This window comes from Burkholderiales bacterium (genome assembly GCA_036262035.1).
Classification (GTDB): Bacteria; Pseudomonadota; Gammaproteobacteria; order Burkholderiales; family SG8-41; genus JAQGMV01.
Map to the genome: position 1 here is coordinate 676,924 of DATAJS010000010.1, position 14,439 is coordinate 691,362.

At 66.7% G+C, this 14,439-nt stretch carries 14 protein-coding genes; 6 read left to right on the forward strand and 8 right to left on the reverse strand.

Going from position 1 to position 14,439, the window contains the following annotated elements; genetic code table 11:
- The first annotated feature begins 32 nt into the window (after nucleotides 1-32).
- From VHP37_11105 to VHP37_11125, 5 genes are all read left to right on the forward strand, one after another.
- Nucleotides 33-1,073, forward strand: coding sequence for a patatin-like phospholipase family protein (locus tag VHP37_11105; GenBank protein ID HEX2826886.1), 1,041 nt, complete (start codon nucleotides 33-35; stop codon nucleotides 1,071-1,073).
- A gap of 163 nt (nucleotides 1,074-1,236) precedes the next feature.
- Nucleotides 1,237-2,139 (forward strand): TauD/TfdA family dioxygenase, encoded by a 903-nt coding sequence (locus tag VHP37_11110; protein ID HEX2826887.1) that lies wholly within the window; start codon nucleotides 1,237-1,239, stop codon nucleotides 2,137-2,139.
- Between the two features lie 57 nt (nucleotides 2,140-2,196).
- The gene (locus tag VHP37_11115) at nucleotides 2,197-3,162 is read left to right on the forward strand and encodes a hydroxymethylglutaryl-CoA lyase (protein HEX2826888.1); all 966 of its coding nucleotides are present in this window, start codon (nucleotides 2,197-2,199) and stop codon (nucleotides 3,160-3,162) included.
- A complete protein-coding gene (locus VHP37_11120) occupies nucleotides 3,159-4,409 on the forward strand; it encodes a CaiB/BaiF CoA-transferase family protein (protein ID HEX2826889.1) in 1,251 nt (416 codons plus the stop codon). The genes VHP37_11115 and VHP37_11120 overlap by 4 nt, the downstream gene beginning before the upstream one ends.
- A 111-nt stretch (nucleotides 4,410-4,520) precedes the next feature.
- Entirely contained in the window at nucleotides 4,521-5,945 is a 1,425-nt protein-coding gene (locus VHP37_11125; protein HEX2826890.1) for an argininosuccinate lyase, read from the forward strand.
- Nucleotides 5,946-6,103: 158 nt separating this feature from the next.
- Here VHP37_11125 and VHP37_11130 read toward each other — a convergent pair whose 3' ends face one another.
- The 7 genes from VHP37_11130 to VHP37_11160 form a co-directional block, all read right to left on the reverse strand.
- Nucleotides 6,104-6,511: a hypothetical protein gene (locus tag VHP37_11130; protein HEX2826891.1), complete on the reverse strand. Its 408-nt coding sequence runs from the start codon at nucleotides 6,509-6,511 to the stop codon at nucleotides 6,104-6,106.
- Between the two features lie 106 nt (nucleotides 6,512-6,617).
- A complete protein-coding gene (locus VHP37_11135) occupies nucleotides 6,618-7,583 on the reverse strand; it encodes a DUF6282 family protein (GenBank protein ID HEX2826892.1) in 966 nt (321 codons plus the stop codon).
- Between the two features lie 167 nt (nucleotides 7,584-7,750).
- A complete protein-coding gene (locus tag VHP37_11140; protein HEX2826893.1) occupies nucleotides 7,751-8,776 on the reverse strand; it encodes an LLM class flavin-dependent oxidoreductase in 1,026 nt (341 codons plus the stop codon).
- Between the two features lie 16 nt (nucleotides 8,777-8,792).
- Entirely contained in the window at nucleotides 8,793-9,749 is a 957-nt protein-coding gene (locus VHP37_11145; protein HEX2826894.1) for a tripartite tricarboxylate transporter substrate binding protein, read from the reverse strand.
- Nucleotides 9,746-10,504 carry an SDR family NAD(P)-dependent oxidoreductase gene (locus tag VHP37_11150; GenBank protein ID HEX2826895.1) on the reverse strand — a complete coding sequence of 253 codons (759 nt, stop codon included), beginning with the start codon at nucleotides 10,502-10,504 and terminating at the stop codon, nucleotides 9,746-9,748. Before VHP37_11150 ends, VHP37_11145 begins: the two co-directional genes overlap by 4 nt.
- The gene (locus VHP37_11155; GenBank protein ID HEX2826896.1) at nucleotides 10,501-11,445 is read right to left on the reverse strand and encodes a tripartite tricarboxylate transporter substrate-binding protein; all 945 of its coding nucleotides are present in this window, start codon (nucleotides 11,443-11,445) and stop codon (nucleotides 10,501-10,503) included. Before VHP37_11155 ends, VHP37_11150 begins: the two co-directional genes overlap by 4 nt.
- 228 nt (nucleotides 11,446-11,673) lie before the next feature.
- Nucleotides 11,674-12,507: a hypothetical protein gene (locus tag VHP37_11160; GenBank protein ID HEX2826897.1), complete on the reverse strand. Its 834-nt coding sequence runs from the start codon at nucleotides 12,505-12,507 to the stop codon at nucleotides 11,674-11,676.
- A gap of 105 nt (nucleotides 12,508-12,612) precedes the next feature.
- Here VHP37_11160 and VHP37_11165 point away from each other — a divergent pair, with 105 nt between their 5' ends.
- Nucleotides 12,613-13,323 carry a hypothetical protein gene (locus VHP37_11165; GenBank protein ID HEX2826898.1) on the forward strand — a complete coding sequence of 237 codons (711 nt, stop codon included), beginning with the start codon at nucleotides 12,613-12,615 and terminating at the stop codon, nucleotides 13,321-13,323.
- Nucleotides 13,324-13,739: 416 nt separating this feature from the next.
- Here VHP37_11165 and VHP37_11170 read toward each other — a convergent pair whose 3' ends face one another.
- On the reverse strand, nucleotides 13,740-14,342 hold the full coding sequence (locus tag VHP37_11170) for a glutathione S-transferase family protein (GenBank protein HEX2826899.1): 603 nt from the start codon (nucleotides 14,340-14,342) through the stop codon (nucleotides 13,740-13,742).
- Nucleotides 14,343-14,439 lie beyond the last annotated feature (97 nt).

A 14,439-nucleotide genomic window follows, 5' to 3' on the forward strand; every position in this document is an offset into this window, starting at 1 on the left:
GCCGCAGCCGGGCGCTCTATCGGGAGAGTCCGATGGCGACCGATCAACGGCTGCACAAGGGCCGCAAGCGCGTCAACCTCGCGCTCCAGGGCGGCGGCGCGCACGGCGCGTTCACGTGGGGCGTGCTCGAGCGGCTGATCAGCGACGGGCGCATCTTCATCGACGGCCTCTCCGGCACGAGCGCCGGCGCGATGAACGCCGTGGTCTTCACCGACGGCTTCATCCGCGGGCGCAAGGCGCGCGCGGTCTCGTCGCTCAATACCTTCTGGCGGCGGGTGAACGAAGGCGCGTTCGTGCCGATGACGATCGCGAACTCGCTGTCCCCGTTCAACCACAGCTCGTGGAACATGGACGAGGCGCCGGGCTACCAGCTCCTCGATGCGGTCACGCGCATGTTCTCGCCGTACCAGCTCAACCCGCTCAACCTGCACCCGCTGCGCGACATCCTCCAGGACATGGTCGATTTCGCGCACCTGCGCTCGCAGGTCCACATCAAGCTCTTCGCGGCGGCGACCAATGTGCGCACCTGCAAGCTCAAGGTGTTCGGCACAGGGGAGCTCACGGTCGACACGCTGCTCGCCTCGGCATGCCTGCCGACGCTCTTCCGCGCGGTGGAGATCGACGGCGAGTGCTATTGGGACGGCGGGTACATGGCGAACCCGGCGATCATGCCGCTCGTCAATCAGTGCGTCGCCAAGGACGTGATCATCGTGCAGATCAACCCGATGAACCGTCCGCAGGTGCCGAGCACCGCGCGCGAGATCCTGAACCGCATCAACGAGATCAGCTTCAACTCGTCGCTGATGCGCGAGATGAACGGCATCGTCACGGTGTCGCGGCTGCTCGAGCAGGGCAGGGCGGAAGGCTCGGGGTTCGCGCAGGTGCGCTTCCACATGATCCAGGCCGAGGACGCGATGAGCGAGCTCGGCAGCTCGAGCAAGTTCAACGCGGACTGGAAGTTCCTCTCCTATCTCCACGATCTCGGCGTCGACACCGCCGACCGCTGGCTGCGCGACAACTTCGACGCGATCGGCAACGCGTCCACGCTCGACATGATCAAGACGTACGAGTAGCCGCAATATCGTCATTCCCGCGTAAGCGGGAATCCATTTTCAAATCGTCAACGTCAAGATGGATTCCCGATCGCTCCCGCTGGCGCGGGTCGGGAATGACGCCTGCCGGCTGCGCCGCGATACGAACTACAATGGTCCCCTCGCGTGGTCCCGGAGGAGCCCCATGACCATCACCGTCTGTCCCGTCACACCCACGTTCGCCGCGGAGATCGGCGACGTCGATCTCACCAGGCCGCTGCACGATGCGGACTTTGCCGCGATCCAGGAAGCGTTCTGGAAGTATTCGGTGCTGATCTTTCCGGAGCAGGTTCTTACGCCCGATCAGCATCTCGGGTTTTCCGCGAAATGGGGCCCGATCGAGAAGAGCCGCACGCTCGATCCCAACGCGACGCCGATGCGCTACAGCGGCGCGTTCGCCGACATTTCCAACCTGAGCGTCGACGGCAAGATCTGGGGCGAGACCAGCCGCCAGCGCATGTACAAGCTCGGCAACAAGCTCTGGCACACCGACAGCTCGTTCAAGCGGCTGCCGAGCCTCACCTCGCTGCTCTATTCGCGCAAGATCGCGCCGATCGGCGGTCACACCGAGTTCGCCGACCAGCGCGCGGCGTACGACGCGCTGCCCGAGACGATGAAGCAGAAGCTCGAAGGCCTCGTGGTCGAGCACTGGATCGTGCACTCGCGCCGCCGCAGCGGCTTCAACGAGTTCAACGAGGAAGAGATGACCCGGCTGCCGCCGGTGCCGCAGGTGCTGGTGCGCACCATCCCGCAGAACCGCCGCAAGTCGCTGTTCGTCGCGTCGCACGCGGGCAAGATCTACGGCATGCCCGAAGACGAAGGCCGCGCGCTGATCGACGAGCTGATCGCGCACGTGACGCAGCGCCAGTTCGTCTACACCCACCGCTGGCGTCCGAACGAGCTCGTCATGTGGGACAACCGCTGCACCATGCATCGCGGCACCGATTACGACGACCTGCGTCACGTGCGCGACATGGCGCGCGTGACGATCAGCGACGTCGCAAATTCCTGCGAGCAGGAAGGCGTGGGCATCCCCGCCGCCGCATGACGGGGTCAGACCCCGGTTTCATCGGGGTCTGACCCCGGTTTGATCTGAGGAGCTCCAATGAGCGATTTACCGAAGTCGATACACATCTTCGAGCAAGGCCCGCGCGAAGGCTTCCAGTTCGAGAAAGGCGTCATCCCCACCGCGCGCAAGATCGAGCTGATCGACGCGCTCGGCCGCACGGGGCTCAAGCACATCCAGGTGTGCTCGTTCGTGCCGGCGAAGAACGTCCCCGGCATGGCCGACGCCGACGAGGTCGCGCGCGGCTTCACGTCCTATCCCGGCGTCAAATACGAAGCGCTCGCGCTCAACGAGAAAGGCCTGGAGCGAGCGCTCTCGCACGGCCGCTTCGACATGACCGGCACGATCTCGCAGACCGCGTCGGAAGCTTTCCTCGCGCGCAACCAGAAGCGCACCTTCGAGCAGAACTACGAAGCGCAAGCTCGCATGATCGACGTGTACCAGGCGCACGGCGTCAAGGTCGACAAGGGCTCGATCATGGCGGCGTTCGGCTGCAACTTCCAGGGCGACGTCCCGATCCCGCGCCTGCTCGAAGTCTGCCAGGGCATCTTCGACATCGCCGCGGAGCACGGTCTGACGATCGAGGTGCTCAATCTCTCCGACACCATGGCGTGGGCGACGCCGGAGTCGCTCAAGCGCGTCGTCGGCGCGGTGCGCGACAAGTATCCCGAGCAGCGGCTGTCTTTGCATTTGCACGACACGCGCGGCATGGCGGTCGCGCTCGCGTATGCAGGGCTGGAGATGGGCGTGGACATGTACGATTCCTGCGTCGCCGGTCTGGGCGGCTGCCCTTTCGCTGCGCACAAGGGCGCCGCGGGCAACATCTGCACCGAAGACCTGGTCTTCATGTGCGAAGAGATGGGCATCGACACCGGCGTCGACCTCGACCTGATGATCGAAGCGGCGCGTCTCGCCGAGGAGATCGTCGGCCACGACCTGCCGGGGTCGGTGATGAAAGGCGGCACGCTGCGGGCGTTACGTGAGAAGGCGCGCGCGGCGGCATGAGCGAAAGTCAGCAGAAGCAGCGCCTGCCGCTCGCCGGCGTCAAAGTCCTCGAGCTCTCGCACATCGTCGCCGGCCCGAGCGCCGGGCTGATGCTCGGCGACCTCGGCGCCGACGTCATCAAGATCGAGCACCCGAGCACCGGCGACACCGCGCGCAGCCACAGCAACAACGGCGGCACGTTCTTCACCTTCAACCGCAACAAACGCTATCTCGCGCTCGACCTGCGCAGCGCGAAAGGCAAGCAGGTGTTCGAGAAGCTCGTCGCGCGCGCCGACGTCGTGCTCGACAACTTCGCACCCGGCGCGCTGGCGCGGCTCGGCCTGGATCACGAGTGGGGCAAGACAGTAAACCCGCGCGTCATCTATTGCAGCGTCAAAGGCTTCCTGCCGGGACCGTACAGCGACCGGCCGTTCCTCGACGAGCTCGCGCAGATGGCGGGCGGACTCGCGTTCCTCACCGGCTACGAGAACCAGCCGATGCGCGCCGGCGCGTCAATCACCGACATCGGCGCCGCGACGTACGGCGTGATCGCCGTGCTCGCCGCGCTGTATCGGCGCGAGCACACCGGCAAGGGCGACGCGATCGAGGCCGGTCTCTTCGAGACGATCGTTTTCTGGGTGAGCCAGTACATCACCGGCGCGCAGATGACCGGCAAGAACCCGCCGCCGCGCGGCGAGCGCACCAGCGGCATGGCGAAGAACATGGGGTGGGGCGTGTATCAGCTCTTCCCCACGAAGGACGACAAGCAGGTGTTCATCGCGGTGACCGGCAACCGGCACTGGGCGGGCCTGTGCGACGCGCTCGGCTTCGACGACTGGAAGACTTCACCCGAGCTCGACAACAACCGCAAGCGCAGCGCGAACAAGTCGCGCATCGCCGATCGCGTCACGGAAGCGGTGAAGGCGTACACCTACGACGAGATCACGGCCAAGCTCTACCAGGCGCTCGTGCCTTACGCGCCGGTCGGGACGCCGCTCGACCTCGTCGACGAGAAGCACCTCGACGCAGGCGAGCGCTGGCTGCCGCTGACGGTCGGCGGCAAGACCCTGAAAGTGCCCAAGCTTCCGGTCAGCATGAAAGACACCGAGGATTTCGGCGTGCGCGAGCAGCCGGCGTGTCTGGGCGAGCACACCGACACCATTCTTTCCGAGCTCGGTTACTCGGCGGCGGAGATCGCCGCGCTGAAAGCCGACAAGGTCGTGCTCAAGAGCGACAAGATGCTCAACACCGAAGACAAATCCGAATAATCGATATCGTCATCGCGAGGCGCCGTAAGGCGCCGTGGCGATCGCGTGGCGCACGGACGGCCGCGCCGGGATTGCTTCGTCGCCAGCGCTCCTCGCAATGACAAGAACACCATGGCGCAGGCGAGAGACATCAACGAAGCGTTCCGCGGCGGCGGGAGGTCGGTCGAGTTCCTCGATCGCATCAACCAGGCGTCGATCGTCATGCTGGCGGAGCAAGGCATCGTGCCGAAGGCGACGGCGGGCGCGATCGCGAAAGGCGTCGCCGAGGTCGCGAAACAGCCGTACGACGAGCGCTCGGCGGATTACCTCGATTACGAGCCGCGGCTGATCGCGGTTGTCGGGCCCGACGCGTCGCGGCTGCACAGCGGCCGCAGCCGCCAGGATCTGTCATCGACCATCGCGCGCATGAATCTGCGCGACGGGCTGCTCCAGGTCATCGAGGCGACGGTGCTCGCGCGCGAAAAGCTGCTGGCGCTCGCAAGCAGCCACACCGAGACGATCATCCCGGCGTACACCCACGGCGTGCAGGCGCAGCCGACCACGTTCGCGCATTACCTGCTCGCGCTCGCGTCCGCACTGGGCCGCAGCGTCGAGCGCCTGCAGCAACTCTACGCGCGCGTGAACAGGAGTCCCCTCGGCGCGGCGGCGCTCGCGACGTCGAGCTTTCCGCTCGACCGCGACCGGCTCGCGGCGCTGCTCGGCTTCCAGGGGCTCGTCGAGAACGCCTACGACGCGAACCACCTCGGCCCGGTCGACAGCGCGCTGGAGATGGCGGGCGCGCTCTCCATCGTCGCAGTGCAGGCGGGGCAGTTCGCGCAGGACATCCACGCGCAGTACGCCGAGCCGCAGCCCTGGTTCATGCTCGCGGCGGGCGAGCTCACCGGTGTCTCCAGCATCATGCCGCAGAAGCGCAACCCGGCCGCGCTGGAGCAACTGCGCGCGCAATCGAGCATCCTCATCGGCGAGATGCAGACGGTGACGCTGATCTCGCACAACAACCGCACCGGCATGTTCGATTACCGCGCCTACGATCCGGTGCCGTGCACGCGGGCGCTCGCGGTGCTCAAGCTCTTCCGGCAGGTCACCGAGGGAATCGTCGTCGACAAGGAGCGCGCGCTCGCCGAGGTGCACGCCGATTACTCGACCACGACCGAGATCGCCGACGCGCTCGCGCAGAAAGCCGACGTCCCTTTCCGCATCGGCCATCACTTCGCGTCGAAGCTGACCGATTACGGCCGGGGCAGGCGCATCCGCATCACCGACATTCCGTATGCGCAAGCCGCGCGCATCTACGAAGAGCAGGCGAAGCAGACGCTGCCTTTGAGCGAAGCCGAATTCAGGGAAGCGATCAGCGCCGAGTACATGGTCTACGGGCGCAAAGGCAAAGGCGGCCCGCAGCTCGAGGAAGTCAATCGCATGCTCGGCGCGGAAAGCGAAGCCGCCGGCGCCGAGCGCGCGTGGATCGCGGCGCGCAAGGAGCACCATGCGCGCGCGGAGGCGGATCTCGAGCGCGCGTTCAGCGCGCTCGCGAAATAGCCGTCATTGCGGGGAGCGGCGGCGACGAAGCAATCCCGGCGTCGTTACGTGCGCCAGGAGATCGCCACGTCGCGGAAAGGGCCACGCCGCTGGTCGGTGCGGCTCGGGCCGCACCTCCCCGCGCAACGGCGTGCTTATGCGCCTGGCGGCGCTACGAATTATTTCTTCGTCGCCGACGGCTTGCCCTCGACGAACGTCCCGCTGAGCTGCCCGCCCGAGGCCTTCACGTTGTAGACGCGCTCGCAGCCTTCGGGCGCGCCGGCGTCGACTTCGAGGCGCATCGAGTTGTCGTCCAGCATGATGCCGCTCGCCGGCAGGTTCTTGCCGCACGCGGGATTCTTGTAGCCGCTGGCCGTCACGCGCGAGGTGACGCGGCCGTCCTTGGTGACGTCCTTGATGTCGAGCTTGACGTCGGACATGGCCGAGCCGGTCGTCGCCTTGATGTTGCCCGAATAGCTGCCGGGCGGCGGCGCCTGGAACTTGCCGGGAAGCGCCGCTTTGGCCTGAGCGAACGCGGCGCTGCTGGAAAACGCGAGAACGACGGCGAGACATGCGGTGCGTAGCATGGGAGCCTCCTGGAATTGGTAAAGGCTTGTGCCTCGGCGCCCTGCAGCATCCGCCGTGCCCGCGCGCGCTCCTCACGCGCGCGTTGCGGCCCTAGTTCACGTCGATCTACTCCGGAATCCCCAGCAGCCGCGCGGGGTTGCGCTTCATCATCTTGTCGATGTCGGCCTGCGATACGCCCGCCGCGCGCACCGCGGCGACCTGGTTCTCGATGCCGTCCGGCGGCGTCATCATGCCTTGCTGCCCGAGGTCGGTGGAGAGCACGAGGTGGTCGGCGCCGATCTCTTTCACCGCCTGCGCCACCGCCTTGGCGTCGACGCGGTCCCAGTGCGTCATCCACTGGTATTGCGCGGTCGGTCCGGTCAGGAACTGGAGATAGCAGATCTCGATGAAGCCGCCGAGCTTGGCGACCTCGCGCGCCTGCGCGGTGGAAAGCCCCGGGATGTTGGTGAGGCCGTGAGTGACGAGGATGCTCTTCACTCCGAGCTCGCGGGCGCGCCGTGTCACCGCCACCACTTCGTCCGCGTGCACGTGGCCCGTCGCGAGGACGAGGTTCTCGCGCGCGACGATCTTCAGCACTTCTTCCATCTCCGCCGTGACCTTGCCGCCCGGTGCGACGACGAGGCCCGAGCCGTCCTTGTTCACCAACGTCTTGATGTGCTTGTCGGAGTCGAACGTCGGCAGCCACACCACCTTGCCGCGGCCGCCGGACATGCGGTGCATCCACTCGACCGCCGCGGGGTTGATGCCGCCCACCGCCTTGTTGAGCACGATCCCGCCCCAGACTTCGAGCCCGGGCACCTGGTTCATCGCGAGCTGGGCGCGGTCGGCGGTGGTGACGACGTGGTTCTTGAGGACGATGCCGCGCATGCCCTTGCGCTTGGCGATCATCGCCAGCTCCACGTCGGTGAGCGAGCGCCCGAAGACGTCGGGATCGGGATGCACGTGCATGTCGATGACGCCTGCCGCAGGGCTCACTTTCGGCGGCGGAGGCGGGAAGCCGACCTGCGAGACTGCATAGCCCGCGGCGCCGAGCAGCGCGCAGGCGGTGACGGCACGAATCAGCGCTTTCATATCTCCCCCTTTCAGATGCGTCGTTCCCGCGAAGGCGGGAACCCATTTTCAACTGCGTCAAACTCAACATGGACCCCGGATCGAGCCGGCTTTCGCCCGCTCGTCCGGGATGACGGTGCTAGTGGATCCCGGGATGACGGTGTTAGCGGATCCACGGATGACGAGCGTCAGTGAAACGCCGGCATGACCTCCTTCGCGAAAAGCTCCATCGACTTCAGCACCCGCTGCTGCGAGAGGTCGCCGATCCAGAAGCTGCAGTTGAAATGCGAGATGCCGACGACCTCCTGCACGCGGCGGATCTGGCGGATGACTTCGTCGGGCGTGCCGATGACGAGATAGCGGTCGAGCAGCTCGTCGATCGTCGGTTCGGTCTTTGCGGGCACCGGTATGGCCTTGCCGCCTTCGACGCGCTCGTAGTTGTTGCGAAGGCTGAGCGTCACGCGCATGTTCCAGCGCGCCTGCTCGGCGGCTTCGCGCGCGTCGGCGGGGTCCTTGGTGACGTAGACCGCGCGCTGCACTCCAACCAGCGGCTTCTTCGGCGGCTTCACTTCGTCGACCACCTTGTTGAAGATCCTGCCGAACTCCGCGAGCCGCTCCAGCGGCACGCCGAAGCCTCCGGTGAGCACGTTGAAGCCGCGCTTGACCGTCGCCTCGATGGCGTACGGGCTTTGCGCGGTGACCCAGATCGGCGGATGCGGTTTCTGGGTGTTCTTCGGGAAGATCGAGGTCTCGGGGATGTTGAAGATCTTTCCCTCGTAGCTGAAAGGCTCGCCCGCGAACGCGCGCAGCAGGACGTCGATCGATTCGTTCCAGCGCTCGCCGCTGGTGTCGAGCTTCAGGCCGAGCCGCTCGAACTCGTAGCGCTGGTAGCCGCGGCCGAGGCCGATGTCGAGACGCCCGTTGGAGAGGATGTCGAGCATCGCCACCTCTTCCGCGATCAGCAGCGGATGGTGCAGCGGCACGACGATGACCGCGGTGCCGACGCGCAGCGTCGTGGTCTTCGCCGCGATGTAGGTCGCGAGCTGCACCGGGCGCGACAGATAGCCGTACGTGGAGAAGTGGTGCTCGCCGAGCCAGGTGTTGCGATAGCCGAGGCTCTCGGCCGCCTGCGCCTGTTCGATCCCGCGCGCGTAGACCTCTTCGGACGAGCGCGCCATCGGGGACTGCATCAGCAGAAACGTACCGACATCCATGCCAGCTCCTTCCTTTTTAGTCCGCTTTTATGTTGCCCTGCTCTATCACGCGAGTCCATTTCGCGAGCTCGCGCTCGATGAAAGCCCCGAGCTCCGGCGGCGTCATGTCGACCGGCACCGCGCCGAGCGATGCGAGCGCCTGTTTCACGGCGGGCGCATGCTTGGTCCTGGTCACCGCATCGTTGAGCTTCGCAATCACCTCGCCCGGCGTGCGGGCCGGCGCCACGAGGCAGTAGAAGAGCAGCGCCTCGTAACCGGGCACGCCGGCTTCGGCGACCGAGGGCACGTCGGGCAGCGCGGGATTGCGCTGCGCGGTGGCCACCGCGATCGGGCGCAGCTTGCCCGACTGCATGTGCGGCATCGCCGCGGCAGTGTTCACGAAGCCGAAGAGCACGTGACCGCCGAGCAGCGCGACGATCTGCGGCGCGTCGCCGTTGTACGAGACGCCGTGCATGTCGAGCCCGGCCATCTGCTTCAGCAGTTCCATGTTGAGGTGCGAGGTCGCGCCGAGGCTGGCGGTGCCGTAGGTGAGCGCGCCCGGCTTCGCCTTGGCGAGCTTGATCAGCTCGGCGAGCGTCTTCGCCGGGAACGAAGGATGCGCGACGAGCACGCCGGGTATGTGCGCCATCATCGCGACGGGCGCGAAGTCCCGGATCGGGTGATACGGCAGCTTCTTGAAGAGCGGGAGCCCCGTCGCCAGCACGCCGCCGTAGGTGAAGAGCAGGGTGTGGCCGTCCGGGTTCGCTTTCGCCACTGCCGCCGCCGCGATGCGACCGCTGGCGCCGCCGCGGTTGTCGACGACGATCGGCTGGCCCCACGATTCGGTGAAGCCTTCCTTGAGCAGCCGTCCGAGCGTGTCGGTCCCGCCGCCGGGCGGCGACGGGATCACGAGGCGGATCGGACGCGTCGGATACGGCTGCGCGACTGCGGGCGCGGCGATGAGCGCGGCGACGAGGGCGAGCGCGGCTCTCACATGTATTTCCCGCCGCCGCACAGGATGCGATCGCCGGTCACGTACGACGATCGGTCCGACGCGAGGAACACCGCGACGTTGGCGACTTCCCGGTTCTTTCCGGCGCGCCGCAGCGGTATCGCTTCGAGCTCTTCAGCCGTCGGCCCGGTGTGGCCGCCGTACCATTCGGGGTTCGCGCGGATGTTCTCGATCGTCATCAGCGCGATCAGGTTCGCGCGGACGTTGTACGGCCCGAGCTCGTACGCGAGCGCCTTGATGAAGCCGTAGAGCGCGTGCTTCGACGCGATGACGTGCGCGCGCTGCGGCTGCGCGGTCACCGCCGCCATGCCGCCGAGCGCGAGGATGCTGCCGCTCTTCTGCTTCATCATCGACGGCGCGACCGCCCGCGAGAGATAGAACGCCGAGTCGAGATTGACCGCGAACGTCTTGTGCCATTCCTCGACGCTGATCTGCCAGAAATCCTGGTGCGCGCGGCGGCCCGCGGTGCACGCCAGCACGTCGACGCGGCCGAAATGGTCGAGCCCCTGCTTCACCATGCGCTCGACCTGATCGTTCTCGCTGACGTCGCACAGCGCCGTCATCACCTTCGCGCCCAGCGACTGGCACTCGTGCGCGACGGCCTCGAGCTCCGCCTTGCGCTCGCGCGCGATCAGGATGAGATCCGCGCCTTCGCGCGCGAACTCCAGCGCGATCGCCTTGCCGTTGTTGCGTCCCGCGCCCCCGATGAGCGCGACCTTCCCTTCGAGCTCCTTCATTGGACCCCCACCTTTGCGGCTTTGAAAATCTTGTCGACCCGCGCGACCTCGGATTTCACGATCGCGGTCAGCTCTTCGGGCGTTCCCGGCGCCACCTCGATGCCGGCCCTGAGAAAGAGCTCTTTCGTCTCGGGCAGCAGGAGGTAGCGCGACACTTCCTGGTTGAGCTTCGCGACGATCGCCGGCGGCGTTCCCGCCGGCGCGTACAGCGCGTGCAGCGCTTCGGAGATGAAATCCGGCAGGCCCGAAGCGATCAGCGTCGGCACGCCGGGCGCGAGCGGCGAAGGCTGAGCGCTGCCGACCGCGAGCGCGCGCAGCCGTCCCGCTTTGACGAGCGGCGCGGCGCCGCCCGCCGATCCGAACATCGCATGCACTTCGCCGGCCATCACCGCCTGCAGCGCCGGACCGGTGCCCTTGTACGGAATGCGCACCACGTTCACATTTGCGATGTGGTTGAACATCACCGCGCCGATGAAGTTCGAGGTGCCGGGCCCGCCCACCGAGAAGTTGAGCTGGCCGGGCTTCGCCTTGGCGAGCGCGACGAGCTGCTTCACCGTCTTCACCGGCATCGACGGGTGCACGACGAGCACGCTCGGCGCGCGGTCGATCAGCGTAATCGGCGCGAAGTCGCGGATCGGATCGTAGTTCACTTTCTCGACGAGCGGCCCTATCCAGTGCGCGCTGCCGGTGACGAGCAGCGTGTGGCCGTCGGGCGGCGACTTCGCGACGATGTCGGCGATCAGCACGGTCGGCCGGTTGTCGACGATGAGCTGCTGGCCGAGCGGCTTGGCGAGATGGGTCGCGATGAGCCGCGCGGGAAAATCGTTACCGCCGCCGGCCGGCGAGGTCACGATGCGTATCGGTTTGGTCGGGTACGTTTGCGCGGCTGAGTGACTGCACGCGCCGACCGCGAGCGCGCCGATGAGATACCGGGTCCACATGCCTTGCTCCTCCTTGTCGTTGTGCTTATGGGTGCAACAACCGAGGCAAAGCGCGAACGGCGGGCAGGCGGCCGAACCAGGTCCGGCGAACGCGCATGAGCCTGCCTCACGATACTACATTCGTGCGGGCGGAAGCAGCGCGGGGTGCGTGAGCGAACGCGCAACGCACCGCGGCTTTGACGGTGCGTTACGCCGCTTCGCGGCTAAGCACCCTGCGTCGTGTGTGGGTCAGTCGCCGACGATCACCCCGCCGTGCCACGTCGGGCTCGGCTCGTGCGCGAGCGTCTGCGCCAGGCGCTTGAAGAACGACGCCTCGCCCTGCGGCGACGAGCGCGCGACGGCGGCGCCGGCAGGCGTCGTCGGCGGCTCGGAGGGCGTGGCGGATGCAGAGCTCGCCGCTGCGGCGGCCTCGGCATGAGCGACCGCCTGCCCGAGCGGCACGCCTTCCTCCATGATCCCGGCGACCTCGCACTGCTCGCTGCCTTTGCGGATCGTCAGCGTGCCGTTGATCCTGCCGTCCATGCCGCAGTAGCGCTCGCGGTCGACGTCCTTGAACACGAAGCGATACTCGCCTTTGCCGTGCTCGATCAGGAACACGCCCTTGTCCGCATTGACGTTCGTCACGCTGCCGGCGTCGCTCCAACGGCTGCTGTCGCGGTTGCGCTGGAGGTAGATCGAGCACGTGCGCGGCTTCCACTTGCTGTAGTAGGCGAAGCTCTCGGTCTTGCCGCCGACCAGCACGACGGCGATGCGCGCGTGATGGTCTTCGGTGCCGTCGCGGCAGGTGAGGACTTCGCGCGGGCCGTGCAGCACGGGCGAGGCCGGCGGGCGGATCGCGGTCTTGACGACGCCGACGTGAGTGCGCGTTGCGCGGGTCGAGGCCGCTTTGGTCGCGGCATGTGCGGCGGTCTTGTCGACGTGGGCGAGCTTGCGCGGCGCGGGCTTCGCGACGGCTTTCGTCGCAGTCTTCTTTGCGGCGGGTTGCTTCGGCTTGTCCGCGCTCCATGCGTTCGTCGTAAAGGCCAGCAGCAGCGCACACGCCATCGCGGATCGCGTCGTCATCGTTGTAGTTCTCCACGGCGGTTCAACGCCGCGCATCGTAAGTGATGGCGCAGCGAAAGTACAGCGGTGCATAATGCGTCGGCCTGCGACGACAAAGGGGGAGTGATGGACCGCGGAATCCGCATCAGCTTCTACGACCTCGCCGACGACAAACGCGATGCGTATCTCGCGTGGCTGCACGAGCGCTACCTGCCCGCGCTCGTGAAAAGACCCGGCATCGAATGGGCGGCGCACTACCTCGCCGGGAAAGGAGCGCCTCCCGAGCGCCTCGCACACACCGACGACGGCAAGGTGCCGGGCGGCGGCGATTACATCCTGCTGGTCGGCGCCACCGATGCCAACGCCTTCGCGCCGCCGCACCCGCAGGAGAAGTTCGAGCCGGTGACTGCCGACGAGGGCAAGATGCTCGCGCTGCGCCGGAGCGAGCGCGTGAGCATCATGGCCGAGCAGGCGAGGGCGGCCGGCCCGGCGACGCGCGGCCTCGACGTCCAGGGCACCGCGCGCGCGATACAGCTCGGCACCTTCAACGCGCTCCCCGAAGACGAGGACGCGCTCCTTGCGTGGTATGCGCGCTGGCGCATGCCGTGCATGGAAAAGCTGCCGGGACTGGAGCGCGTGCGCAAGCTCGTCGGCGTGTCCGGCTGGGCGAAGCACGGCGTGCTCTACGAGTTCAGCTCGATGGCAGAGCGCCACGCGCACTTCCCGACCCACGAGCGGCCGTATCCCGAGCTCGAGGCGTGGACCGACAAGGTGGTGACGCGGTTGATACACGCCCCGCGCTCGCCGCAGCTCGGCACGCGGATCTGGCCTGTTTAAAGGCGCTTGTTGACGCAGAGGCGCACAGAGGCGCGCAGAGGGAGTCAAAGCGTTACCTCGGTCGTCATTCCCGCGCAGGCGGGAATCCATTTTCAAACCGTTAACGTCAAAATGGATTCCCGATCACTTCGGCTAGCGCGGGTCGGGAATGACGATTCTTTCGAGGTGGTGACGCGGCTCATCCATGCGCCGCGTTCGCCGCAGCCGGGGACGCGGATCTGGCCGATTTAAAAGCGGTTACCGCAGAGCACGCAGAGGAAAGTCAAAAGCGTTACTGTGGTCGTCATTCCCGCGTAGGCGGGAATCCATTGTTCAATCTATGAACTCAAAATGGATTCCCGATCACTTCCGCTGCCGCGGGTCGGGAATGACGATCTTCGATCGGTCTGTCTCTGCGTCCTCTGCGGTTGCTTTACTCACCCCCGCATCGCCTTCGCCCGCTGCGCGGCAGGGCGGTCCCACGACTTGGTCAGCCACGCCTTGAGCTTCGGCCATTTCGACAGATCGAGTGACAGCGCGCGGAAGAGCGCCGAGGCGACGTTGAGGTCACCCACCGAGAACTCCGGTCCCGCGAGCCACTGCGACTGGCCCAGCGCGGTCTCGAGCACGTCGAACGATTCGGTCACTTCCTTCCACATCGCGTCGGCGATGTCCTTCTTGCGCTCGGCCTCGGGCAGCTCGCTCGAGTGCCGGACATAGTTCACGAGCTGGCGGTCGAGGCGGTCGGTTTCCCACAGGCTCCATTGCAGGGCGAGCGCTTCGTTCTTCGGATCGGACGGATAGAGCTTGCCGTGCTTCTTCGCGAGATAGAAGTTGATCGCCATCGACTCCGACAGGATGAAGCCGTCGTCGTCGATCGTCGGCACGCGGCCGTTGGCGTTGAGCGCGCGGTATTCCGGCGTCTTGGTCTCCGGCGAGCGCGGCAGGTACGCCTTGTGATCGTATTCCAGACCGAGCTCTCCGAGCATCCACAGCGTGCGCAGGCCGCGCGATTTGGCGGCGCCATAAAGTGTGAGCATGACTGACTCCTCCTTGGGTTGATCTCCCAGTGTAAGCGACTTCCCCGACGCGGAACGAGCGGGCGCCCGGCGCAGTCCAACCGTTACCGAGGAGCCA